This window comes from Pseudomonas sp. ITEM 17296, assembly GCF_028895205.1.
Classification (GTDB): domain Bacteria; phylum Pseudomonadota; class Gammaproteobacteria; order Pseudomonadales; family Pseudomonadaceae; genus Aquipseudomonas; species Aquipseudomonas kermanshahensis.
Genome location: NZ_WJRS01000006.1, coordinates 90293 through 115621, shown reverse-complemented (window position 1 = coordinate 115621; position 25329 = coordinate 90293). Strand labels below are relative to the sequence as shown.

20 protein-coding genes and 1 pseudogene are annotated in these 25329 nt (G+C 61.1%); 10 read left to right on the top strand and 11 right to left on the bottom strand.

Going from position 1 to position 25329, the window contains the following annotated elements; translation table 11 throughout:
* Positions 1–253 precede the first annotated feature (253 nt).
* The 5 genes from dctA to GIB19_RS09420 are packed head-to-tail and all read right to left on the bottom strand — an operon-like array spanning position 254 to position 5114.
* Positions 254–1552, bottom strand: a complete 1299-nt coding sequence (gene dctA / locus GIB19_RS09440) for a C4-dicarboxylate transporter DctA (RefSeq protein WP_274885297.1) — start codon at positions 1550–1552, stop codon at positions 254–256.
* A 35-nt stretch (positions 1553–1587) separates the two neighbouring features.
* On the bottom strand, positions 1588–2529 hold the full coding sequence (locus GIB19_RS09435) for a D-2-hydroxyacid dehydrogenase (protein ID WP_274885296.1): 942 nt from the start codon (positions 2527–2529) through the stop codon (positions 1588–1590).
* A gap of 38 nt (positions 2530–2567) precedes the next feature.
* Entirely contained in the window at positions 2568–2945 is a 378-nt protein-coding gene (locus GIB19_RS09430; protein ID WP_027593307.1) for a VOC family protein, read from the bottom strand.
* The gene (locus GIB19_RS09425) at positions 2942–3907 is read right to left on the bottom strand and encodes a hydroxymethylglutaryl-CoA lyase (RefSeq protein ID WP_027593308.1); all 966 of its coding nucleotides are present in this window, start codon (positions 3905–3907) and stop codon (positions 2942–2944) included. Before GIB19_RS09425 ends, GIB19_RS09430 begins: the two co-directional genes overlap by 4 nt.
* A 16-nt stretch (positions 3908–3923) precedes the next feature.
* Entirely contained in the window at positions 3924–5114 is a 1191-nt protein-coding gene (locus tag GIB19_RS09420; RefSeq protein WP_258704110.1) for a CaiB/BaiF CoA transferase family protein, read from the bottom strand.
* Positions 5115–5228: 114 nt separating this feature from the next.
* On the opposite strand from GIB19_RS09420, the pseudogene GIB19_RS09415 reads away from it, so the two are divergent.
* From GIB19_RS09415 to GIB19_RS09405, 3 genes and pseudogenes are all read left to right on the top strand, one after another.
* Positions 5229–6133: pseudogene (locus GIB19_RS09415) on the top strand (LysR family transcriptional regulator).
* A gap of 246 nt (positions 6134–6379) precedes the next feature.
* Positions 6380–7075: a 3-oxoacid CoA-transferase subunit A gene (locus GIB19_RS09410; protein WP_027593311.1), complete on the top strand. Its 696-nt coding sequence runs from the start codon at positions 6380–6382 to the stop codon at positions 7073–7075.
* A gap of 8 nt (positions 7076–7083) precedes the next feature.
* Positions 7084–7725, top strand: coding sequence for a 3-oxoacid CoA-transferase subunit B (locus GIB19_RS09405; protein ID WP_027593312.1), 642 nt, complete (start codon positions 7084–7086; stop codon positions 7723–7725).
* Between the two features lie 108 nt (positions 7726–7833).
* On the opposite strand, the gene GIB19_RS09400 is transcribed toward GIB19_RS09405, so the two are convergent.
* From GIB19_RS09400 to GIB19_RS09385, 4 genes are all read right to left on the bottom strand, one after another.
* A complete protein-coding gene (locus tag GIB19_RS09400) occupies positions 7834–10683 on the bottom strand; it encodes an HD domain-containing phosphohydrolase (RefSeq protein WP_274885295.1) in 2850 nt (949 codons plus the stop codon).
* A 320-nt stretch (positions 10684–11003) separates the two neighbouring features.
* A complete protein-coding gene (locus GIB19_RS09395) occupies positions 11004–11621 on the bottom strand; it encodes a dTMP kinase (protein WP_274885294.1) in 618 nt (205 codons plus the stop codon).
* Between the two features lie 14 nt (positions 11622–11635).
* A complete protein-coding gene (locus GIB19_RS09390) occupies positions 11636–12058 on the bottom strand; it encodes a PA0061/PA0062 family lipoprotein (RefSeq protein WP_027593315.1) in 423 nt (140 codons plus the stop codon).
* 85 nt (positions 12059–12143) lie between these two features.
* On the bottom strand, positions 12144–13523 hold the full coding sequence (locus GIB19_RS09385) for an aminotransferase-like domain-containing protein (RefSeq protein WP_274885293.1): 1380 nt from the start codon (positions 13521–13523) through the stop codon (positions 12144–12146).
* Between the two features lie 15 nt (positions 13524–13538).
* Here GIB19_RS09385 and GIB19_RS09380 point away from each other — a divergent pair, with 15 nt between their 5' ends.
* The 5 genes from GIB19_RS09380 to GIB19_RS09360 all read left to right on the top strand — a co-directional run bounded on the left by GIB19_RS09380 (position 13539) and on the right by GIB19_RS09360 (position 19478).
* A complete protein-coding gene (locus GIB19_RS09380; RefSeq protein WP_274885292.1) occupies positions 13539–14948 on the top strand; it encodes a hydroxymethylglutaryl-CoA reductase, degradative in 1410 nt (469 codons plus the stop codon).
* Complete coding sequence (locus tag GIB19_RS09375) at positions 14948–15850, top strand: hydroxymethylglutaryl-CoA lyase (RefSeq protein WP_099429289.1); 903 nt, start codon at positions 14948–14950, stop codon at positions 15848–15850. Before GIB19_RS09380 ends, GIB19_RS09375 begins: the two co-directional genes overlap by 1 nt.
* 58 nt (positions 15851–15908) lie before the next feature.
* On the top strand, positions 15909–16385 hold the full coding sequence (locus tag GIB19_RS09370; RefSeq protein WP_274885291.1) for a hypothetical protein: 477 nt from the start codon (positions 15909–15911) through the stop codon (positions 16383–16385).
* Positions 16382–17770: a tripartite tricarboxylate transporter permease gene (locus tag GIB19_RS09365; protein WP_099454212.1), complete on the top strand. Its 1389-nt coding sequence runs from the start codon at positions 16382–16384 to the stop codon at positions 17768–17770. The genes GIB19_RS09370 and GIB19_RS09365 overlap by 4 nt, the downstream gene beginning before the upstream one ends.
* Before the next feature lie 331 nt (positions 17771–18101).
* Positions 18102–19478 carry an amino acid permease gene (locus GIB19_RS09360; RefSeq protein ID WP_099429286.1) on the top strand — a complete coding sequence of 459 codons (1377 nt, stop codon included), beginning with the start codon at positions 18102–18104 and terminating at the stop codon, positions 19476–19478.
* A 39-nt stretch (positions 19479–19517) separates the two neighbouring features.
* On the opposite strand, the gene GIB19_RS09355 is transcribed toward GIB19_RS09360, so the two are convergent.
* Complete coding sequence (locus tag GIB19_RS09355) at positions 19518–20462, bottom strand: GlxA family transcriptional regulator (protein ID WP_099429285.1); 945 nt, start codon at positions 20460–20462, stop codon at positions 19518–19520.
* A 234-nt stretch (positions 20463–20696) separates the two neighbouring features.
* On the opposite strand from GIB19_RS09355, the gene GIB19_RS09350 reads away from it, so the two are divergent.
* Together GIB19_RS09350 and GIB19_RS09345 are read left to right on the top strand one after the other, a co-directional pair.
* Positions 20697–21704 (top strand): zinc-binding alcohol dehydrogenase family protein, encoded by a 1008-nt coding sequence (locus tag GIB19_RS09350; protein ID WP_274885289.1) that lies wholly within the window; start codon positions 20697–20699, stop codon positions 21702–21704.
* Positions 21705–21890: 186 nt separating this feature from the next.
* Entirely contained in the window at positions 21891–24437 is a 2547-nt protein-coding gene (locus tag GIB19_RS09345) for an HWE histidine kinase domain-containing protein (protein ID WP_274885288.1), read from the top strand.
* A gap of 50 nt (positions 24438–24487) precedes the next feature.
* Here GIB19_RS09345 and GIB19_RS09340 read toward each other — a convergent pair whose 3' ends face one another.
* Complete coding sequence (locus GIB19_RS09340; RefSeq protein ID WP_238214000.1) at positions 24488–25240, bottom strand: SDR family NAD(P)-dependent oxidoreductase; 753 nt, start codon at positions 25238–25240, stop codon at positions 24488–24490.
* Positions 25241–25329: the final 89 nt, after the last annotated feature.

The following is a 25329-nucleotide window of genomic DNA, read 5'->3' as shown; positions in this document are numbered from 1 at the left end:
TGCCTCTTTCTTACGCTTATGAGCGACTTGCCACTGGAGGCGATTCTAAAGCGTGATGCTGAGCGATAGCGAGCACAGCGCTTCGCGTTTTGGAAGCGCACTCGCGTGGAGTACATTTGTACTCCACGCGGAATATCTCATATAGCGCTTACACCGGAACGGCTGAGGCATGCTTGCCTCATACCTGAAAAGTTACGCGCCAGCCCGCCTGCTACCTGTGCGTGGCAGGCATCAGGAAGGCCAGCACGTAAACCTAGCCCAGCTCGCGTTTGAGTTGTTCTTGATCGAGAACACCTTCCCAGCGAGCCACAAACAGTGCGGCGACACCGTTACCAATCACATTGATCAGTGCACCGCCTTCAGAGATGAACCGGTAGACGCCCAGCACCAACACCAGGCCGGCAGCGGGAATGACGTCGATGGAGCCAAGCGTCGCAGCCAGCGTGATAAACGCGCCCCCGGTCACGCTCGCTGCCCCTTTGGAAGTCAGCAGCAGGATGAGCAGCAGCGTTATCTGGTGGTAGAGTGATACATCGATATCCAGGGCTTGGGCGATAAAGATGGCCAGCACCGTCATGTTGATGCAGCTACCGTCCAGGTTGAAGCAATAGCCTGACGGCACCACCAGGCCCACCGTGGACTTCTCGCAGCCAAGCTTCTCAAGCTTGGTCATGAGTCGCGGCAGCGCGGACTCAGAGGACGATGTGCCGAGCACCAGAAACAGCTCTTCCCTGATGTACTTCAAAAACTTCCAGAAGCTGAAGCCAGCCAGCCGAGCGGCAAGGTTCAAGATCACGAACACGAACACAAGGCCGGTCACGTAGTAGCAGATCAGCAGGTTTCCATAGGCCGCGAGCGATCCGATACCGTACTTGCCCACCGTGAATGCCATGCCACCGAAAGCGCCCAGCGGTGCCACGTACATGACGATTTTGAGCATCCGGAAGAACGCTTGAGCAACCAGATCAATCGTCGCCAACAGCGGTTTGCCGATAGGCCCTAGCAGCTGGAGCCCAAAGGCGAACAACACTGAGATAAACAGTACCTGAAGGATCTCGCCGTCAGCGAAGGCGCCAAACACGGTGGTGGGAATGATGTGAGTCAGGAAGCCAACAACGCTTTGATCGTGTGCCGCCTTGGTGTAGCCAGCAATAGCGGATGCATCCAGCGTAGCGGGATCAATGTGCATCCCTACCCCAGGCTTGAACAGGTTTACACCTATCAAGCCAACAATCAGTGCCAAGGTAGTCAAGACTTCGAAATACACGAGAGACTTGAAGCCAATACGACCGATCTTCTTGAGGTTCTGCATGCTGGCGATGCCGCTCACGACGGTGCAGAAAATGATCGGCGCGATCAGCATCTTGATCATCTTGATGAACGTATCGCCTAGCGGCTTCATCTGCTCACCCAGACCTGGGCTTATGTGCCCCAGCAGGATACCCAGCAAGATGGCCGCTAAAACCTGCACGTAGAGGTGGTGATAAAACGGCTTGCGTTTGATCACCGGGGCGTCAGGAATATCGGATGAAGAGCTGATTGTTTTTGTCATGGCGCTCTACCTGTTCAAGTTGTAAGTGCTAGCGGTCAGCAGACCACGTTGATCGGCTTCCCTGCGGCGAAGGCTTGGATGTTCGAAAGCAAGATGTCCTTGAGGCGGGATACGCTGCTCTGGCTTGCCCAGCCAACGTGAGGGGTGATGATGAGATTTTGAAGTTGGCAGCTCAGTAATGGGTGATCAGCGCGCGGTGGCTCACCATCCAGCACATCAAGCGCAACGCCACCGAGGTGACCGGACTGCAAGGCTTCGAGCAGTGCGTGCTCGTCAATGAGCGGCCCTCGAGCGGTGTTGATCAACAGGGCTCCGGGCTTCATCTGAGCAAGCTGCGGTGCGCCGATCAGATGCTGGGTTTGCGCGGTCAGCGGGCAGTGCAGCGTAATGGCGTCCGAATTCTGCAGCATGTCTTCGAACGAGACATAACCGTCACGGACAGTGGCCGCGCCGCGATGCTCGGCGAAGATCACCTTCATCTCGAGCGCTGAAGCCAACCGGGCCACCCTACTTCCGATATCACCGCGCCCCACAATACCCAGGGTGGCGCCCCGGATGTCGAGGATCGGCGTACTGTGCACGCAGAAGTGATTGGAGGTGGGCCACTGACGTGACGCGGCCTCACGGTATTCAAAGAGGCGCCTGCGGAGTGCGAACAGCGAGGCGACAACTGCTTCAGCAACGCTTACCGCTGAGTAAGCCGGTGCATTGCAAACGGTAACGCCCAAATCCCTGCACGCTGCGATGTCGATGCAATCATAACCGGTCGCTGCAACGCAGATCAGCTTCAACCCAGGGAGTTGTTCAAGCTGCACCCGCCCCAATTTCACCTTGTTGGTAATGGCAACCTGGGCATCTGCAAGCGCAGCGACCACCTCGTCAGGGCCTGTGCGCTCGCGGACAGTCCAACTGCTAGCCAGTGCTGGGCGCGGCATGGCAGACGGCAGGCTGGCGCCGTCCAGGAATACGATATTCATGAAGTACCTCTTGTTATTTTGTCAGGTCGCGAGCGCGTTCACAGCGGCTCGGAAATCTCGATCAGGTTGAGATCTGGGTCGCGCACGTAGACTGAACGGATAGGCCCAGTGGCGCCCGTGCGCTGAATGGGCCCTTCAACGATTGGCCACGCCTGGGCCTGCAGATGTGCAATCACCTGTTCAAGACCGACGCTGGCGATGAAGCACAAGTCCAATGCGCCGGGAACGGGTAGATGGGCCTTTGGCTCGAACTCTTGGCCGCGGACGTGGACATTGATCTTCTGATTGCCAAAACAGAACGCCAGGCGCCCTGCCCCGAAGGTCTCGAGGCGCATGCCCATGACGCGGACATAAAAGTCTTTGCACGCCTCGACATCAATGGTGGTAAGTACCAGATGGTCCAGGTGGTCAATCATTTCGCCACCTCCGGTATTGCCGACACGACTTGCTTGGTCATGTTGTGGACGTGATCCGGGATGGGATGCAGGTTCAGGCGCTTACCCGCCTTGAGGATCTGGCTGGGCGTTGAGTGCCCGATCAACCCCGGTAGGCGTGCTGAGGCCAGGAGGATTTTGTCCAAGTCGACGCCGGTGTCGTATCCGATCAGGTCGAGCATATGAACGAGGTCTTCAGTACACACATTGCCACTCGCGCCCGGGGCGTAGGGACAGCCGCCCAGCCCACCGAGTGAAGCGTCAAACCGATCGACCCCGGCCTCGAGTGCGGCCAACGTGTTGGCCAGGGCCATGCCGCGGGTGTTGTGGAAATGCAGCGTCACCTGCAGTTCAGGGAAGCGTTTGAGCACCTCAGTTGACAAGGCCTGCACCTGCGAAGGGAACGCCATGCCTGTGGTGTCACACAGCGTAACCCCACGCACACCCAAATCTGCGAAGCGGGCAACCCAGCTCATTACCTCTGAAAACGCCACATCGCCCTGCATCGGACAACCGAATACCGTAGAGAGCGACACGTTCACGGCAACGGGGCCTTGGCCAATAACCGAGACTACTTCCTTCAATTGAGCAAAGGAGTCTTCACGGGTCATGCGCAGATTGGACCTGTTGTGGGGTTCGCTCACCGACATGACCAGGTTGGCCTCGTCGATTCCGCAACCCAATGCGCGCTCGGCACCCCGGACATTGGGAACGAGCACCGTATACTCGACCCCGGGCTGGCGTTTGATGCCATGCATCACGGCTTCTGCGTCACGCAGCGCCGGAATCGCCTTGGGCGAGGTAAACGAGGTCACTTCAATTTTGGCGAAGCCGCACTGGCTAAGCGTGTCGATCATCGAAATCTTGTCAGCCGTCTCGATGAAGGTTGCTTCGTTCTGGAAGCCGTCACGGGTTGCGACTTCTTGCATAAATAGGCGTTTCATCAGGTTACTCCGTACTTCAAATAATGCCGCGTGCGCGCCACTGTTCACGGGTTTGCGCATCGATGCCGTACGCATTCAAGACGTGGTCGGTGTGCTCGCCGAGGGTCGGTGCCCTTGATCGCAATTGCCCTGGCGTGGAAAGGAGCTTGGGCACGATGCCTGGCAGGGTGACCGGTGTTCCATCGTCCAGCGTGCTCGCCAGCAACATGTCACGAGCCTGGTAATGGGGGTCGGCTGCGATATCGGCGGCGTCGTAGATCTTGCCGGCAGGAATGCGCGCATCGTTCAGCGCATCCAGGACTTCTTCAAGCGAGCGCTCGGCCGTCCAGGTCGAGATCGCAGCGTCGATGCGGGCCACGTGTCGAACGCGGCCATCGTTCTGCTCAAGCTCAGGATCATTGGCGAGATCGAGACGATCAATCTTCTCCATCAGGCGGCGATAGATGCTGTCCCCATTACCCGCGATCAGCGCATACTTTCCATCCTTGCAACGGTATGCGTTTGTGGGTGCGATCCCAGGCAGGCTGCTGCCAGCCGGTTGGCGAATGGACTCGAATACCGAGTACTCAGGGATCAGGCTTTCCATCATGTTGAACACAGACTCGTACAGCGCGACATCAACCTGCTGCCCCTCGCCGTTGTTCTGCTCTCTATGGCGCAAAGCCAGAAGAACGCCAATCACCCCATGAAGCGCAGACAGAGAGTCACCGATCGACACCCCAACCCGCACAGGCGTACGCCCTGGCTCACCGGAAAGATGGCGTAAGCCACCCATGGCCTCCCCAATGACACCAAAGCCCGGCAAGTCACGGTACGGGCCGCTCTGCCCGTAGCCAGACACACGCAGCATGACCAGGCGTGGGTTGATTTCGCGCAGGACGTCCCACCCTAGGCCCCACTTTTCAAGCGTGCCGGGGCGGAAGTTTTCGATGAGGATATCAGCGTCTGCAACCAGCCGTTTGACCACATCATGGGCTTCAGCCTGACGCAGATCCAGCGTAATAGAGCGCTTGTTGCGCGATTGAGAAGCCCACCATACGGACGTTCCGTTGTGGAGCATGCGCCATTTGCGCAGAGGGTCGCCGGTCACAGGTGGCTCGATCTTGATAACGTCGGCACCGAACTCGGCGAGCATCTTGGCAGCAAACGGGCCAGCAATCAGCTGCCCCATTTCGATGACCTTGATGCCTTGTAATGGGAGGGTCATGGCGTCATCCGCTCTTGTTGGTTGTTATGGCAGGATGATCCCTCTCATTGTGCATGATGAAAATTGCGAAATTATCCAGTACCCTTTCCAAAATCGAAAGGCTAGGAGCCGTTGATGAGTCTTCTACATGTGGATTTGGTATCCCTACGCCTCCTGGTCTTCGCGGCAGAAACGCTCAATCTGACCCAAGCGGCCCATCGCGCAAACATGACGCTCTCCACCGCGAGCAAGCGCCTGTCTGAGCTGGAGCGTATTACCGACTGCGCACTGTTCGTCCGCTTGCCACGCGGGGTGGAATTGACTGCAGCGGGTCGAGGCATCGCTGATCACGCTCGGCATATACTCGAGAGCGTCAACCGCATGGCTTGCGATGCAAATGACTTTGCCATGGGCGTGCGCGGTCACGTTCGGCTGACCGCCAACACGTCTGCTGTCGTGCAATTTCTACCCCAGGATCTGGCGAGCTACCTTGCCGATAACCCGCTTGTCCGCATAGGGATGGACGAAGCGCTCAGCGACGACATTGTGGACGCTGTTTCAATGGCCGAGCTGACATCGGGATTTTTGCTGACAACGTCGCGTCTGAGGGGCTGTTGAAGAGGGTCTACCGGCGTGATCAACTGGTGCTGCTGGTGCCCACTGATCACCCACTGACTGCATCGAGCGAGATAGCGCTGGTGGACGCGCTAGACTACGATTTCGTGGCACTCAACCAAGGCAGTTCGCTGCTGCGGCGCTTGACTGACGCAGCAGTAGCGAACGGAAAGATGCTGAAGGTTCGCATTCAGGTCAGCAGCTTCGATGGGATCTGCAGGATGATCGAGGCCGGCCTTGGCGTGGGCGTTCTGCCACTGGCATCAGTGAGGAAAGAGCTGCTAGGGACGCAGATCCAAGCCATCAGGCTCACCGATGACTGGGCCATGCGAACGCTGTATGTAGGGGTTGCAGGTGAGACCCAGCTATCGCCTGAGGCGGCCAAGCTGTTCGAGTATCTCGCGGGTAGAGAAAACGACCTGTAATTTGCGCAATGACGCCCGCACGATTCAAAGAAAAACCTGGGGTGAGATGCCCATCAACAATACCCGCACACCGCACAACAGTTCGATAATCGCACAAAATCCGCTCCCCTCTCTCTACTTGTGCCCAATCTTGCGGCACGCTATCGGCAGTCAGCAAACATTTCCTAGGCGCTGACTGGCCCAGTCGCTTCGAAGCGCGCCGGCCAGGTCGACAATCCCTACTCCAGGAAAAACCAGGAGCTCGCTTTGATCAATAAAACGTTTGAGTCCATCGCCAGCGCGGTGGAAGGCATCACCGACGGTTCGACCATCATGGTCGGTGGCTTCGGCACTGCTGGTATGCCGTCTGAGCTGATTGATGCTCTGATCGCCACCGGTACCCGCGACCTGACCATCATCAGCAACAACGCCGGCAACGGTGAGGTCGGCCTGGCCGCGCTGCTCAAGGCGGGCAGCGTGCGCAAGGTGGTCTGCTCGTTCCCGCGCCAGTCCGACTCCTATGTCTTCGACGAACTGTTCCGGGCCGGCAAGATCGAGCTCGAAGTGGTACCACAAGGCAACCTGGCCGAGCGTATCCGCGCCGCGGGCTCGGGCATCGGTGCGTTCTTCTCGCCGACCGGCTACGGCACCCTGCTGGCCGAAGGCAAAGAAACCCGTGAGATCGACGGCCGCCAGTACGTCCTGGAAATGCCGCTGCACGCTGACTTCGCGCTGATCAAGGCGCACAAGGGTGACCGTTGGGGCAACCTGGTTTACCGCAAGGCCGCTCGCAACTTCGGCCCGATCATGGCCATGGCCGCCAAAACCGCCATTGCCCAGGTCGACCAGATTGTCGAACTCGGTGAACTGGACCCGGAACACATCATCACCCCGGGTATCTTCGTCCAGCGCGTGGTCGCCGTCACCGGCGCTGCCGCTTCTTCGATCGCCAACGCTGTCTGAGGCCTGCCATGACCATCACCAAAAAGCTCTCCCGCACCGAGATGGCCCAGCGCGTGGCCGCAGACATTCAGGAAGGCGCCTACGTCAACCTGGGCATCGGCGCACCGACCATGGTGGCCAACTACCTGGGCGACAAGGAAGTGTTCCTGCACAGCGAGAACGGCCTGCTGGGCATGGGCCCAAGCCCCGCGCCGGGCGAAGAAGACGATGACCTGATCAACGCCGGCAAGCAGCACGTGACCCTGCTCACCGGGGGTGCCTTCTTCCACCACGCCGACTCGTTCTCGATGATGCGTGGCGGCCACCTGGACATCGCCGTACTGGGCGCCTTCCAAGTGTCGGCCAAAGGTGACCTGGCCAACTGGCACACCGGCGCCGAAGGCTCGATCCCGGCCGTAGGCGGCGCGATGGACCTGGCCACCGGCGCCCGCCAGGTGTTCGTGATGATGGACCACCTGACCAAGTCCGGCGAAAGCAAGATCGTGCCCGAGTGCACCTATCCGCTGACTGGCATTGGGTGCGTCAGCCGCATCTACACCGACCTGGCCGTGCTGGACGTGACGTCCGACGGGCTGAAAGTGGTCGAGATCTGCGCCGACATCGACTTCGACGAGTTGCAGAAGCTCAGTGGCGTACCGCTGATCAAGTAATCCGCGCAACGCGTAGGTATCCGCCTGCCGGCGAATGGGCCTAAAAGGTCGCATCGCCGCCAAGGCGGACTCTACAGTGCGCGTTAGCAATTTCGGGCCAAAGCTCGCCTAGATCTGCCCTAGCCAATACCCCACATCCACCTCATCCATCTGCTCTGCCCGCAAGAACCGCTCGCCATATTCCCGATACACGCCACTGCTCAGGAACAAGCGCAGCAGTTCACCATCCACATGGCTGTCCCGCGCCATGAACACCAGAATCTTCACTGATTCGGACAGGGTCTTCGGCGCCTTGTACGGCCGATCCGCCGCCGTCAGTGCCTCGAAGATATCGGCGATCGCCATCACCCGTTCGGCGATACCCAGGTCTGCCTTGCCCAACCGCCGCGGGTAGCCAGTGCCGTCCATTTTTTCATGATGGTTGCCGGCGATATCGGGCACACGCCGCATCTGACGCGGAAACGGCAGCGAACTGAGCATGATGATGGTCTGCACGATGTGTTCGTTGATCTTGAAGCGCTCCTCGTCGTTCAGCGTGCCGCGGCGGATTGATAGGTTGTACAACTCGCCGTAATCGCTGGCATTGGCCGGCAGGCGCATGTCGAACCCCCAGACATTGCGCGGGTCGCCTTTGGCCACCGGTGGTTTGCGCGGCCCCCAGGGCACCCGGTGTTCGCTGCGGTCGGCCAGTAGTGGTTCGTCCACCGGCAGTTGCACAGGCGGCGCACCGGCAAAGCGCGCCGCTTCGTCGCGGGAGATGCCCAGGCGGTTGTCGAAATGGCGCTGCCAGCGCCGCTCGCCGATGCGGCGCAAACGCTCGACGTCTTCGTCCTGCATGCACTCGCCGCCAATATTGGCCTTGGCGACGAAGGCGAACGCCTCCTGCAGTTCAACCTTGCTCTGCTCAAGCGTACATTGCAGCACCTGCCGATCCGCGCCGCTGGCCACGCCTTGCCAGTACACCAGCTCGGCGTCGCGCCAGAGCACCTCGAAGCGCATGCGCACCTCATGAATGCGGTTGTACAGGGTCTCCAGCTTGGTGGCCTTATCCACCACATATTCGGGGCTGGTGACCTTGCCGCAATCATGCAACCAGGCCGCTACCCGAAACTCATAACGCTCGGCCTCGCTCATGGTGAAACCGGCGTAGGGGCCGCTGTCGGCCGCCACGGCCTTGTCCAACAGCATCTGCGCCAGTTGCGGCACGCGTTCGCAGTGGCCTCCGGTGTAGGCACTCTTGGCATCGATGGCATCGGCCAGCAGCTTGATCATGGCATCGAGCAGGCGCTGCTGGTCCTCGACCAGCTGGCGGGTCTCGATTGCCACGGCAGCAGCGCCGGACAGTTCCTCGACAAAGCGTTGGAACGGTTCGCCCATTCCATCAAGCGCCTGCTCACTTGCCAGCTGCAGCACCAAGATGCCGAGCAACGCATGACCACGATCATTGAGCACCACCGCGTGACCGCGGCCCTGTAGTGCCAGGGCCTGTGTCGCGGCGTTCGTCAGCTTATCAGGGGCGTGCTCGCCAATCGGCAACGCCTCCGGGTAGCCCTCGCCTCGGCAGGCGGCGGCCAGGCGCAACACGTCGCGCTCGGCATCGAACAGGTACACCGCGCCAGCGCTGGCCCCGGCAGCATCCACCAGTGGGGTGAGCACCCCGTCGAGCATGTGTTCCAACTGGCTTTCACGGCTGAGCGTCAGGGTGATCGCCTGGAAGTTGCGGATAGTCCCGGACATGCGACCAAGCACCCGGCTCAACTCACGCACCTCGGTCACCTGCGACTCAACCCCCACCTCACGGCTGAAATCGAAGCTGGCCAGGCCACGCACCTGATCGGCCAGAAGGCGCAGCGGGCGGCCGATTCGCCGGCCCAGCAAGCCACCGAGCGGCAGCAACACCCCCATCAGCACTGCGGCCCAGAGCAACTGCTCGACCAGCACCTTGCGTGCGTCGGCCAGCAGTTCGTGGGCCGGCACGGCAATCAGCACCTGCAAGTCTTGCCCGGCCAGGGTCGTCAGTTGCTCGAGCATGCCGTACCAGGTTTCACCGTCCACCTGGAACGCTTCAGGCTGGCTGCCCTGGGGCAAGCGCGCGTAGAGCTGTGCCAGGCTCGGGATGCCCAGCTCGGTGATACGGGACAGGCGCACGGCCTCCCCTTCATGCACGATGACCCGCGCCAGGTCCGGGTACGCCACCACACTGCCCTTCCCGTCTACCACGGCGATCTCGGTGCCTGCGGTCATGCGCATGTCGCGGGTTTCGCTGGCCAGGTCGTCGACCGAGACGTCCATGCCGACCACCGAGCCGCCGTCGACGCTGCGCTGAGCCATGGTCATGCCGATCTCGCGGGTGGTGAAGAACACGTAGGGGTGGGTAAAGACAGTGGTGGATTGCCCGGATGCTTCGACGAACCAGGGGCGTACGCGGGGATCATAGCGGTAGTTCGGCTTGGCCTCGGACTTGAGTAGCGCCAGCGCCGGGTCGTAGAACCGCCACTCCCCCAGCAGCGTGCCGTCGTCGCCCTTGCTGACGCTCTGCACCAGAAACGCGGTTCCTGCAGGTGCGGCGTAACGCTGGAGCAGTTGCGGGTCCTTGAGCCTGCGCACCAGCAAGAACTCGCCATTGGGGTAGCCCATATAAGCGGCGCTCAGCATCTTGTTCGCGTTGAGGCTTTCGACCAGTTGCGGCAGCCGCTCCAGGCGCTGCGCGAGGGTGCTGGCCGTCGGGTTGAAGGCCAGCAGGCGGATGCTGCTCTGCACAGGGTCGACCAAGCGCCGGGCGCGTTCATCGATGGTCTTGCCGAACTGCCGAGCGGTGTCACCGGCGGCGGCGACCAGCGTCTGCTGAATACCGCGATAGCCTTGCCAGGCAAGCCCCGCGCCCAACAGCGACATGCCCAGCACAATGGCCAACGCCACCAGCCATTGCAAGGAATAGCCGCGCCCTGGATTGCTCATGCCTGCGACCCTCTGCCGCCCGAAGGCGCTGTAGCAATAAGCACAAGCCATAGGCCGCCTGGCTTCAGAGCAGCACGAGCGATCAACATGCAGCCCATCCCGGGTACTCCATGTGTGGCGATGCGAACAGTGTAATCAGCCAGGACGAACAGGCTGGCTGTAGAAGGGCAATGCGTGATTCACGGTTCGAGCATAGACCGTACCCGGCCGGGCAGCAGCATGGCCCTTAATACTGACATCTAGGTTTGAAACCGGCAGCAGAGAGTACACTTGTACTCCGCCCAAGGATCTCTTCACCCTCCTCGTGGATAAAGCAGCATTCACGGGCATCCCAGCACCCTGTAAATCTGCGAAACCACCTGCATCGTCGCCTCTTCCACCGTCCCTTCATTCCGGCACAACACCCACCCCTGCTCCGCCACCGCCCGCTCGAATGCCTCGGTACTGGCCACCTGTTCCCCCAGGTTGAACATCACCGTGCTCCCCAACCCACGCGAGCGCGCCGCAGCCCTCGCCCATGAAACCTCAGGGTCGGTGACCACGCCGACATGCAGGTCTGGCACGCGCACGTTTCGCTCGATGTTCAACCGCAGAATCTCCGCAAACGGCACTGTCCGCCGAAACGCGGCATCGGAGGGGTACCAGCGATCGATCAGGATGATGCTGCCAGGCGGCTGCTTGGGCAGCACATGCTGTGAGATCCAGCTTCGGCTATCGGCCAAGCGCTCACAAACCCCCAATTCCAGTTCCCGGCAGGGGGTTCTGGCGAGTTGGTTGACCAAGGCCATGGTTTCACCCCTGTTGGGGTCGTTATTGCGCTCGCAAAGCCGAATTACCTTGTTGTTGCCTGCCCTCAATACTTTCGTAATGGCCTCCAGCAAGGTGGTCTTGCCGGTGCCTTTGGGCCCATCCAGAGAAACGAACAGCGGACGATTCATACGGCAGGTTTCACTCACATAAGACAATAGAACTCGCTCACCTCTGCAACCTTCTGCCCCTGGGCATCGTACAACCGCGCCTCCGGCGTCAAGGCCATCGAGCGTGCCTCCAGCACGTAGCGCTGGCCCGCCTTGAAGTGCGGGTAGTTGAGGGTCAGGTAGCATTCGCGAACGGTGCTGCCCCCCATCATGCTCATGCCTGAGCCACCGCTGGCCTCGAAGTCGAAACGGACAATCAGCTCATGGCTGCCAGGGCTGACCTGGAAAAAGCGACCGTCGCGCAGGCGCTGATTGTCGAGACGTTCGGCCATCAGCACCCTGTCGTTGGGAAACGGCACCGAGAAATCGACCCAGGCCATCTGCGGGTTGGCGGCTGGCATGGGCGCCTGGCACCCCGCGATCGCTGTGATAGCGAGCAACAGCATGAATCTGCGCATGATGAAGGCCTCCTGCACAGGTAAACCCTTGATAACCAGTTTACGGCAATACGCGCTACGCCGTTGGCTGCGCTGACAGGGCACCCTAGCCTGCCTCACGCCCCAACACCGCCTTGAGCAACGCATCATTCAAATAGGCCACGTTCAAGCGCGTCCAAGGGTTAACCCGCGCCTGCTCCGGCGCAAAAATATGCCCCGGGGCAATCATGAAACCCTTGGGCAGCAATTGCCGGGTCAGCTCCCTGGCGTCGTCGACATGGGCAAACCTGGCCCACAGGTACAGGCTTTGCTCGGGCCGCGCGAATACTTCGGCGCCGATCGCATCGAGCATCTGCAAGCCTGCGCTGGTAGCGGCTTTCAAGCGCTCTTGAAGGCGGATCACGTGGCGCAGGAAGTGCCCTTCGGTGAGGATGACGTCGACCGTGCGCTCGCACAGCTCCGAGGTGCTGGTGTGCAGCAGCATCTTGAGGTCGCCCAGTTCATCGATCACCTCCTTGCTGCCGGCGATAAAGCCCACTCTCAAGGCCGCAGACACCGACTTGGAGAAGCTCCCGACATACAGTGAGCGCTGCAATTGGTCCAGTGCCGACACCTTGATCGCCGAGGCCGGTTTGAAGTCGGCCATCGCATCATCGTCCACCAGCAGGAAGTTGTGTTCTTCAGCCAATTGCACCAACCGATGCGCCTTGCTGGGTGAAATATCAGACCCCGTCGGGTTGTGGCCGACAGACTGAATGAAGAACAGGTTGGGTTTATGCAGGCGCAGGTGCTGCTCCAGCACCTCGATGTCCGGCCCATCTGGCAGCCGAGGTACCGAAAGCATGCGTGCGCCTTGCAACTGCAGCTTGCCAAACAGCGGGTAGTAGCCAGGGTCTTCCACCAACACGCTGTCGCCTGGGGCGATGAAGCGGCGAATGATCAGGTCCAGCGCATGGTTGGCGCCGTGGGTGGTGACGATTTGCCTGGGGCTGGCGGTGATTGCATAGCTGGCGAGCTTTTGCACCAGGTGTTGACGCAAGCTGGCGTTGCCCAGGCGGTTGCCATATCGAAACAGCGTGGTGACGCCGGTGCGCATGATTTGCCGGGTGAACTTGTCCAGGCGCATGTCCATCAACCACTCCACCGGCGGGAAGCCCTCGCCCAACGGCGAATGGCCAGGCTCGCGGACGAACTGCTGACGCATCAGCCAAATGGTGTCCATCGCCCGGGTGTAGGGCAGTGGCTCCTCTGGCTCATTGCTGCGTAGCGCGCCCTGCTTGACGAAAAAACCTTGCCCGTGGCGCGCTTCGACCAGGCCTTGCGAGGCCAGCGACTCATAGGCATTGATCACGGTGTTTTTCGAATGGCCGAACAAACGCATGCACTCGCGCAGGGACGGCAGGCGTTCGCCAATGCGGTACGTGCCATTGCCGATCTGCACTGCCAAGGATGCTGCCAGTTGCTCTGCGAGTGTCTGCTGCGCCATCGCCAGGTGTCCCGAATGCATTGTCTGAACAAAGGGTACAGCTTAGGTACTGTCTGGCCAAACTGTACCTTCTTTCACCAGACAGATCGGACTACGGTGGCGCCAACTCACAACAATAACTGCAAGGTAACCTTCCCCATGAGCATCGACTCCCGCCTGCCCATGTTCCGCGCCATGTCACCCGCTGAACGCCTCAGCCACTTGCAGGACGCACTCGAACTGCCCCAGGCAGACGTCGCCCTGCTGCGTGACGCTGGCGCGTTGCCGTTGGACATCGCCGACGGCATGATCGAGAACGTGATCGGCACCTTCGAGCTGCCCTACGCCGTGGCCAGCAACTTCCAGATCAACGGCCGCGATGTGATTGTGCCGTTGGTGGTGGAAGAGCCCTCGGTGGTTGCTGCGGCGTCGTTCATGGCCAAGCTGGCACGCGAGGCCGGCGGCTTCAAGACGTCGAGTTCTCTGCCGCTGATGCGCGCCCAGGTACAGATCGTCGAGGTCGCCGACCCCTTCAACGCACGCTTGAGCCTGTTGCGCCACAAAGACGAAATCATCGAACTGGCCAACCGCAAGGACCAGTTGCTCAACAGCCTAGGGGGCGGTTGCCGTGACATCGAGGTGCATACTTTCGCCCAGAGCCCGCGCGGGCCGATGCTGGTGGCCCACCTGATCGTCGACGTACGAGATGCCATGGGCGCCAACACGGTCAACACCATGGCCGAGGCCGTGGCGCCCTTGCTGGAAGAAATTACCGGCGGCAAAGTCCGCCTGCGTATCCTCTCCAACCTGGCCGACCTGCGCCTGGCCCGCGCGCAGGTGCGTATTGCACCAGAACTGCTAAGTACCGGCGCCTACACAGGTGAAGAGGTCATCGAAGGCATCCTCGATGCCTACAACTTTGCCGTGGTCGACCCGTACCGCGCCGCCACCCACAACAAGGGCATCATGAATGGCATCGACCCGTTGATCGTCGCCACCGGCAATGACTGGCGTGCGGTCGAGGCCGGCGCCCATGCCTATGCATGCCGCAATGGGCACTACGGTTCGCTGACCACCTGGGAGAAGGACAGCCAGGGCCATCTGGTCGGCACCCTGGAGATGCCCATACCGGTCGGCCTGGTCGGCGGCGCCACCAAGACGCACCCCCTGGCGCGGCTGTCACTGCGCATCCTGGGGGTTAAAACCGCACAGGAGCTGGCCGAAATCGCCGTTGCCGTCGGCCTTGCACAGAACCTCGGCGCGCTACGGGCACTGTCGACCGAAGGCATCCAGCGCGGCCATATGGCCTTGCACGCGCGCAACATTGCGCTGTCGGCGGGTGCCCGCGGCGACGAGCTGAACTGGCTGGTCAAGCAGATGGTCGAGGCGCGCGATGTGCGTGCTGACAAAGCCGCAGAACTGCTCAAGCACAAGCGGGCGCAGTAATGGAGGCGGTACGGCTGGTCGAGGTGGGCGCGCGGGACGGCCTGCAGAATGAAAGACTGACGCTTTCGCCGCAGATTCGCGTGCAACTGCTGCAGCGGTTGGCCGACGCCGGGCTGCAAACCTTGGAGGCCGGGGCCTTTGTCTCGCCTCGCTGGGTGCCGCAGATGGCCGGCTCCGATGAAGTGTTCAAGGCGTTGCCGGTGCGCCCAGGTGTGGCCTGGACGGCGCTGGTGCCCAACCTCAGAGGGCTGGAAGCGGCCATAGCGGCGGGCTGTCGCGAGGTCGCCGTGTTTGCGGCGGCCTCCGAGGCATTCTCACAGCGCAACATCAACTGCTCGATAGATCAAAGCCTGCGTCAATACCAGCAGGTCTTGGTGCGCGCTCGCGAGGCCGGTGTTAGCGTGCGCGGTTATGTTTCATGCGTCATGGGCTGCCCGTTCAGCGGCCCGGTCAAGCCGCAGGCCGTGGCCGCGGTCAGCGCCTCGCTGTTCGGCATGGGCTGTTACGAGATCAGCCTGGGCGACACCATCGGCGCGGGTACACCGGCGGCGACCCGGGCACTGATCCAGGCCTGCCGCCAGGTCGTACCGGTGAGCGCACTGGCCGGGCACTTCCATGACACCTATGGCATGGCAATCGCCAATATCCATACCGCGTTGGAGGCGGGTGTGCGGGTGTTTGACAGCTCGGTGGGCGGCCTGGGTGGTTGCCCATATTCGCCAGGTGCCACCGGCAATGTCGCCACCGAGGACCTGCTGTACCTGCTCGATGGCCTGGGCGTGCGCCACGGTGTCGACCTGGATGCGGTGATCGAAGCCGGTGAGTTCATCGGTGCCCAGCTTGGCCGGCCAACGGCCTCCAGGGTAGCGCGCGCCCTGCTCGCCCAGTGCACAATGGCTTAAACGTCCTCTCTTCACGTTCATAACAATAAAAGCCCGCAAGGGCAGTGGGAGATTCTTCATGAAGTCCGAACTGTACGAAGTCTGGGGCGACACCGTAGACGGTCGCCACCTGGTCTACGCCATCGCCATTGGCGCCGTGGTCAGCCTCGGCGCGTTCTTTACAGCGCAACAGCTGCTGGTGGGTTGGGTGGCGTCGGCGCAAATGGCACGGGCCTACGCAATGCTGATCGGCATTGTCGGCTGCCTGGTCGGTGGCGGCATCAGTGCCGCGCTGTTCAAGCCCAAGCGCAATGTCGTCGAGCACCTGGCCGACCCTGGCTGGCGGGCCAAGATCCTGGTCGAATTGCAGAACGAGTTCGGCCCGCTAGGCAGCCTCGCCGACTTGCCTGCGGCGACCCTTGCAGAGCTGAAAGAAATGGACCTGTACGACCTGTTCGCCGAGTACGAAAAAGGCCTGCCTGCGCTGCAGAACGACCAGAGCGCCCCTGCTGCCGCCCCTGTACAGGCCGCCACTGCTCACGGAGGCCAGCCATGATCGCCTTGGTGATGGATCAGTTCCTCATAGCCCTGGGCATGGGCATCCTCGGTGCGGTGATCTTTGCCGGCATCGGCCTGATTTCCGGCAGCGACGAAACCACTACCCTCGCCCCCTTGACCCTGCTGGTGGTGCTGCTGGGCGTGCCGGCGGCCGGTGTGCTGACGTTCTTCCTGGCCGGTGCCGTGGCCAAGCACATGACCCACGCGGTACCGACCGCGCTGTTGGGTATCCCCGGCGACACCATGGCAACGCCACTGATGCGCGAAGCCAACTTTCTGCGCAACCTCGGCGTGCCGCACATTGCCCTGCGCAAGATGATTTCCGGCGCTGTGATCGCAGCGTTGATCGCGGTACCGATGGCGGTGCTGTTCGCCGTGATGCTGGCGCCGTTCGGCGACATGATCAAACAGGCCGCGCCTTGGGTCTTTCTGCTGGCGGCAGTGGCCATCGCCTGGTTCTCCAAGGGCCGCCTGGCAGCGGTGCTGACCTTGATCCCGTTCGTCATGGTGATTGTCGGCCTGCAAAGCCTGACCGCGCAGTACGGCGTCAAGCTCAGCGTCAGTTACTTCCTCGGCATCGCTATCGGCCCGTTGATTGCGGCGCTGTTCTGCCTGCTCGCGCCCGCCGAACGCGCCAGCATGCGCCGCCAGCAGGTGCGCACGTTCTCGTTGTCGCCCGATGTGAAGCGCTGGGGCGGGTTCTTCCCCAACCCGCTGCGCGTGCTGGACAGCAAGCAAACCCTGTGGACGGCGATCACTGCCGTTGTCTCCAGCGCCACGTTCGTGTTCAGCCCGGTGGCGATGACCGTAATCATGGGCGAGGCCGTCGGTTCACGGGTCAAGCACGTCTACCATCGCCTGACCACGGTCATCACCGCGCGCAACGGCGTCACCGAATCGACTTACCTGGCCGAAGCCTTGATTCCGCTGATCGCCTTCGGCCTGCCGCTGAGCCCGGTCGCCGCCGGCCCCGCCGCACCGCTGTTCAACGCCCCGCCACGCTTCAGCGTCGATGCTGCAAGCGGTGAGGTGAATAACCTGCATTCGTTGCTCAGTACCTGGGAGTTTCTGGGCTACGGCATGCTGGCGGTGGTGGTCGCGATCCTGATCGCCTACCCCTTCACCATGAATTACGCGCACCGAGCTGCTGCCTATGTGTCGCGCAAGATCAGCCACGAAGCGGTGATCGCGACCTTTGTCGGCCTGATCCTGGTGATTGGCATCTGGGAAGGCGGCCTGTTGGGGTTGCTGGTGATTGTCACCATTGGCCTGCTGGGTGGTTTTCTCTCACGCTTTCTCGGTTTCAACATCGGCGTGCAGTTCATGGGGTACTACACCGCGGTGTTGACCGTGCCGGCGATGATTGCCCTGTTGGGGGTATAAGATCGAGCGCCGCGCAGTCGGCGCTCGATCTACGCACCATTTCCCCAACCCATTTCACCCAATTCCCCAACCAACAAATCGCACCCATTCTTGCCCATCATTTCGCCCATAGGAAAAAAACGCAGGATGTTGTGCGCAGAATTCGCTTGAGATGCACGGCCGCTTTGCCCATGGTGGCCAGCCTGACAGCTATTGCCTGAATAAAAGGCTGCAGGGCGTGGACGCAGGCGCACGACGATGCCTGTGGGTGGGGCGACAATGTCTGCAGTGGCAAACCTTGCACTGCAGCATCATTGCCGACGCCTCCCAGATAATAAGAGAGGACAAGGAAATGCAATCCAACAGTCTGAAGCAAAGCCTGAAACAACGGCACATCACCATGATCGCGCTGGGCGGGGTGATCGGCGCGGGGCTGTTCATGGGGTCGGGCAAGTTGATTGCCTCGGCAGGGCCTGCCGCCATCCTGTCGTACTTTATCGGCGGCATTGTGGTCACCCTGGTGATGTTCATGCTCGGCGAGATGGCCTGTCGCAACCCGGATGCAGGATCGTTTTCAACCTATGCCAACAGCTACCTCGGCGAATGGGCAGGGTTTACCGTCGGCTGGCTGTACTGGCTCAAGTCGATGCTGACCATCACCTTGGAGGCGGTTCTGCTGGGCGCCATCCTCAACGATTTTCTGCCTTGGCTGCCCATCTGGGCGGGCGCGTTCATCATGCTGGTGACGTTGATGGCGAGCAACGCCTACTCGGTCAAATCTTTCGCTGAAGTGGAGTACTGGCTGGCCGCGATGAAGGTCGCCACCATTCTGATCTTCATGGTGCTGGGGCTTTCGATTCTGCTCGGCCTGCACAGCAACATCCCTTCCCCTGGCTGGGTCAACCTGACCGCGCACGATGGTTTCATGCCCAATGGCCTGTCGCCGGTCATGGCGGGTGTGGTGGTGGTGATCTTCTCGCTGGGCGGGAGTGAAATCGCTGCCGTTGCCGCCGGCGAATCAGAGAACCCTCGCAAGAACGTCATCCGGGCCATCAAGAGCGTCATTCTGCGGGTGATGTTGTTCTATGTCGGTTCGGTGTCGATCCTGATCCTCTGCCTGCCGTGGACAGACACGGAGAACCTGGCGTCCCCGTATGTGTCGTTGTTCAGCCTGGCTGGGTTCAGTGGCGCCGCAGTGGCCATGAAGATTGTGTTGTTCATCTCGTTCATGTCGGTGATGAACTCCTTCATGTTCTCCAACTCGCGCATGCTGTTCTCGCTGAGCCAGCGTGGGCATGCGCCGAAGCTGTTCTCCCGCACCACGTCCAAAGGGGTACCGCTCAATGCGCTGCTGCTGAGCCTGAGCATCTGCCTGTTGATCCTGACCGTGCACTTTGTCAGCGGCGGCGACCTGTTCATGACCCTGGCCAAGAGCAGCGGCACGTTCGTGATGATCGTGTGGATCTTCATCATCGTCGCCCACTTTGCCATGCGCTGGAAAACCCGACATGAAGCGGTCGACCCTACGGCGTTCCGGGCGTGGTTCTTCCCTTACGCCAACATCGTTGCGCTGTTCGCACTGCTGGCGGTGATTGTCACCCAGGCATTCGACCCGGCCTCGCGGTTCCAGTTCTGGTTCACCTCGGTGACCTCACTGGTTGTGCTGGGGGCGTACCTGGTGATGCGTAATCGGCTGGCGGGGAAGACAGTTAGCTATGTAGGTAGCTGATGGTCAGCCTGATCCCAGCCCATACGGCTGGGACAGGCACTACAGAACCCGCCGTGCATCCCTGCGCACGGCCTGCGGCGGCACGCCAAAGCCGCGCATGAACACCTCACGCATATGGCGGCGATCCCTGAACCCCGTTTCCCTCGCCACCGTATCCAGGCTGTGGCGGCTTTGCTCAATCATCAACCGGGCGGCCTCCAGGCGCAGGCTTTCCACGGCCTTGGCCGGTGATTGCCCCGTCTCCGCAGTAAACACACGGGTGAATTGCCGGGGGCTGAGGTGCACTACATCCGCCAGTTCCTCAACACTGAGCGGGCAGTTAAGGTGCTTGCGCGCGTAGTCCAGCGCGCTCTGGATGCGGTCTGACTTGGGCGCCAGCGACAACAATTCCGAATGCTGCGACTGGCCACCAGAGCGGCGTTGATGCATCACCAACTTGTGCGCAATAGAACGGGCAAGCTCAGCCCCCAAGTCCTTTTCCACCATCGCCAGCGCCATGTCCAACGCCGCGGTCATCCCCGCCGAGGTCCACACAGGGCCGTCGACGATGAAGATACTGTCGTCCTCGACCTTGATTTGCGGGTGCATCCGTTGCAAGGCTTTGGCGTAGGCCCAGTGCGTGGTGGCGCGACGGCCCTCCAGTACACCCGCTTGGGCGAGCACGAATGTACCGGTGCACAACCCAGCAGTGCGACGCGCGCCGTCGACAAACCCCCGCACGCTTTTCAGCACGTCGTCGGAAGGCGGCGTCAACGGGGTGAGTGTTCCGGTGACCATCCAGCTGTCAGCAAGGCCCGGCGCCCCCAAGGGCAGCGTATCGATGTGCATCCCTAAAGAAGAGCGCACAGTCCCCCCGCCGATTGAGTAGTTCTGAATCCTGTAGACCTCTTTGCCCGCCACAAGGTTGGCGAACTCGAACACGGTCTGCGTTGCCAGGGACATGACCTGGAAGCCCTCCGTGATCAGATAGCCGACTCGATGCATTGCTGTGCTCCTTAATGCCATGTCCTGAATCAGTACTTTATGCGTCATTTAAGCCGCGGGCAATCTTGAGCATCATGGCGCCAGTCCCTACCCGCGGAGCTGCACCATGACCCAAAGCGTTCGCTCCGCCATTTTCACCCCCAGCGTGAAAGTCTTACTTCATTCAGCTGGTTTCTGGACTAAACCCAAGCGGATAGCCTGCGCCCAACTTCCCATTCCACTGAGGTAATGCCAATGAAGGCCGTCGTATACACCCAAGCCGGTTTGCCGATTCAAGACCCACATTCGCTGTTCGAAACAGACCTGCCCAAGCCAACACCCGGCCCCCGAGACCTGCTGGTCGAGGTCAAGGCCATTGCCGTCAACCCGGTCGATACCAAAGTGCGCGCCTCACGCCAGACCGGCCAGCCGCAGGTATTGGGGTGGGACGCGGTGGGGATCGTGCGCGAAGTAGGCGCCGAGGTCACGTTGTTCCAGCCAGGCGACGAGGTTTTCTATGCCGGCGCCATCGATCGCCCGGGCAGCTACAGCGAATATCACCTGGTCGACGAACGCATTGTCGGGCACAAACCGCGTAGCCTCGACGATGCCAGTGCCGCCGCGTTGCCATTGACCTCCATCACTGCCTGGGAACTGTTGTTTGATCGACTGGGTATCGCACCGAACGGTGGCGTGGGGCAAAGCCTGTTGGTGATCGGGGCTGGTGGCGGCGTCGGCTCAATCCTGGTGCAACTGGCCCGGCAGCTCACGCAACTCACGGTCATCGGCACCGCCTCCCGGGCCGAAACCCAGCAATGGGTCAGCGAACTGGGTGCCCACCATGTCATCGACCATTCGGCTTCGATCGCCTTGCAACTGGAAGCACTTGGGGGCAATCCCGTTGATTATGTGATCAGCCTGGCGCATACCGATACCTACCTGCCGCAGCTTGTGGAGGTGCTTCGCCCACAAGGCAAACTCGCACTCATCGATGACCCCGCGCAGTTGGACGTCATGCCACTCAAGCGCAAATCGCTGTCGCTGCACTGGGAACTCATGTTCACGCGCTCGCTTTACCACACCGAAGACATGATCAAACAACACCAACTACTCGAGAAAGTATCAGCGCTTATCGATGAAGGTGTACTCAAGACCACCGTCGGCGAGCACTTCGGCACCATCAACGCGGAAAACCTCAAGCGTGCCCATGCCCTCATAGAGCGTGGCCAGGCCCGGGGCAAGATTGTTTTGGAAGGTTTCTGATCCCGGCACACTGTTGCAACTTCCAAGAGGGCCAACTTTGCGCTGGCCCTCTTGCGCCCCTGATGACGAAGCGTAACGCGCCCGCTAGAATCAAACGCTGAATGTGACCGTAAACACTTCGTTTGCCTGAAACTGTTCGGCGGTCATACAGGCAGCCGGTGTCTGGTAAACCGGCAGGGGCCGCCTATGACTTTGCAACCTCCCGTCAATCTGACCAACTGCGATCGCGAACCCATCCAGATTCCGGGCAGCATCCAGCCGCACGGTTGCCTGTTGGCCTGCAATGCGTCAGCAAGCGTGGTCCTGCGTCACTCGGCCAATACCCCAGGCATGCTGGGCGTTGCCGGGGACATCAACGGTCAACGCCTCGAAGCAATTATCGGCACCGAGGCTGCACATACCCTTCGCAACGCACTGGCACGGGTCAAAGAGGGCTCTCGCCCGGCACTGTCGTTTGCCGTGAGCCTGCCGTCCGGTCAGGCGTTCGATATTGCCGCGCATATTTACAAAGGCACCGCCATCCTCGAGTTCGAGCCCTGCGGTGCAAGCATCGCCGAGCCGATGGAGCTGGTCCGCACCGTCATCGCCCAACTGCGCGAGATCGATCGCTCCGAGAAGCTATTCGCCGATACTGCACGACGCGTGCGAGCGTTGCTGGGTTACGACCGGGTGATGATCTACCAGCTTGGCGTTGACGGCGCTGGCAAGGTGATTGCCGAGGCCAAGCGCAGCGGCCTGGAAAGCTTTTTAGGGCAGTACTTCCCCGCGTCCGACATTCCGCAGCAGGCGCGCGCCCTGTACTTGCGCAATCCGGTCCGCATCATTTCCGATGCCCAGTTCAAGACCGTGCCCATCACCCCTGTGCTGGACCTGAATGGTGAACCGCTCGACCTGTCCTACGCGCACCTGCGCAGCGTCTCGCCCATTCACTGCGAGTACCTGAGCAATATGGGCGTGGGCGCGTCCATGTCCATTTCGATCATCGTCGACGGCGCGCTCTGGGGGCTGGTTGCCTGCCACCATTACGCACCCCGCACGTTATCCATGGGCCAACGCGTCGCGGCAGAAATGTTCGGCGAATTCTTCTCGCTGCATATCCAGACCCTGCGCGCCAAACGAAGCCTGGAGGCCGCCGCCTACGCACGCGAAGTGCTCGACAACCTGCTGCGTGATGCACACCGCACCGCCGACTTCGGGGAACTGCTGCGTGCTCGCATGACGGACTTCAAGGCGCTCATCCCCTGCGACGGCATCGGCATGTCGCTGCAAGGCCGCTGGACCGCTGAGGCACTGACACCGCCAAACGTGGCGTTGCCCAGCTTGTTGAGATTCGCCGAAGGTGTCGCCGAGGGCCGTACCTGGGCTTCGAACTGCCTCTCGATGGCGCACCCGCCGGCCCAGGATTACGCCGTCGACGTTTCAGGCGTGTTGGTCATTCCGATGTCACAGCAGCCCCGGGATTACCTGATGCTGTTTCGCAAAGAGGTGATCGAGACCCTGGATTGGGCCGGCGACCCTAACAAGACCTACGACAGCGGCCCGTTAGGTGAACGCCTGACGCCACGCAAGAGCTTCGCGGTGTGGAAACAGACCGTTCACCACCACTCACAGCCTTGGTCCGAGCAAGACCGCCAGTTTGGCGAGGCCATCCGCGCCGCGATAGTCGAGGTGGTGCTGCATAACAGTGAGCTCATGGCCGACGAGCGCTCCAAGGCGGACGTCCGCCAACGGATGCTCAACGAAGAGCTCAACCACCGGGTGAAGAACATTCTTTCGCTGATCGGTGCGCTGGTGGCCCACCCCACCGCCGAAAACCAGACCCTCAACAGCTACGTGGCAACGCTCAAAGGCCGCATTCAGGCGCTTTCCCTGGCGCATGACCAGGTCGTGCGAGGTGATGGCGGTGGGCGCTTCTCCACGCTTCTGGAAGCCGAGCTGTCGCCCTACCGCACCTCGGCCGATGTCATCGAGCTGAACGGCCCCAGCCTGCTGCTTGATGCCCGCGCCTACTCGGTGCTGGCCTTGGTGCTCCACGAACTGGCGACCAACGCCGCCAAGTACGGCGCGCTGTCTCGGGCAGGTGGCAAGCTGGCCGTGAGTTGGCAGGTCGATGTGAGTGGGGCGTGCGACATCACGTGGTGCGAAAGCGGTGGGCCAACGGTTCGCCCACCCAGCCGAAGTGGTTTCGGTTCGGTGCTGATCGAACGCAGCATCCCCTTCGACCTCGGCGGCACCAGCACGCTCGAATACAGGCCAGAAGGGCTGCAGGGGTATTTCAAGATCCCTGCCAAACACCTGACCCAGGTCGAAACGGTCGATGCCGTTGCGCCAATGGCGCCACCGGCTGCGCCTCATGTCAGCGGCTCGGACCTGGTCAAATCCTGCGTGCTGATTCTCGAGGACCAGCTGGTTATTGCAGTAGGCCTCGAACAGATTCTGGCCGATGCGCTGGTCGAAGACGTGATTACCGCAAGCTCCGAAGCCGAGACGATGAAGCTGCTCGCCAGCCGCAGGCCGGATGTCGCGGTGCTGGATATCAACCTGGGGACGGGCACGTCGATTGCCGTCGCCGAAGAACTCACGCGCAAAAACATCCCGTTCCTGTTCGCCACCGGCTATGGCGACAGCATTAGCATTCCTGCGCATTTGAAGCACGTCCCTGTTGTGCGCAAGCCCTACGATGCCCTGACGATTCTGTCGAACCTGGAAAGCCTGATCGACAGCGGGCAGTAGGCAGCGGGAGCACACGATCGTCCGCTGCCTACCCTGCCCAGGCTCACGCTCTAGATCTGAGCCTGACCGCCATCGACAAACAGCTCGGCGCCATTGACGAAACTTGAGTCATCGCTCGCCAGGAAGACGGCGGCATTGGCAATTTCCACAGGCTCACCCACACGCCCCAGTGGCACCTGGGAGGCCAGGTAGTCGAGCAACCCCTGCTGTTGCTCTGCACCGGGGCCCGCCAGGTCAACCAGGCCTGGGGTTCGCGTGGCACCAGGGCTGAGAGTGTTGACCCTGACCCCGCGGTCCTTCAGGTCGAGGATCCAGCTGCGTGCGAATGCTCGAACGGCGGCCTTGGACGCCGAGTACACGCTGAATGCCGCAGTCCCGGAGCTACCGGCGGTAGAGCCCGTAAGAATGATGGAGGCGTTCGGCGCCAGCAACGGCAACGCTTTCTGCACTGTGAACAGCACACCTTTGACGTTGCGGTCGAACGTATCGTCGTAGTGGGCTTCGGTGATGTCTCCCAATGGGAGCATCGAGCCGCCACCCGCGTTGGCGAACAGCACATCCAGACGCCCCTGTTGCTGGCCGATTTGGGCATACAGAGCGTCCAACTGATCAAGCCGGGTCGAATCGACGGCGATGCCGGTGGCGTTACCGACCAGCGCTACGGCCTTGTCCAGCTCGCTCTGGCGGCGGCCGGTGATGTACACATGGGCGCCCTCCTCTGCAAAACGTTTGGCGGTGGCCAGGCCGATACCGGTGGTGCCGCCGGTTACCAGTGCGATCTTGCCTTCAAGTTTGTTGCTCATGGTGTTTCTCCCGTGGGGTAGTGATTGGCTGTGGGAGAAGCTTATCGACGCACTGTTATTTTCAAAATAGAATCATTTGAAACTCATCA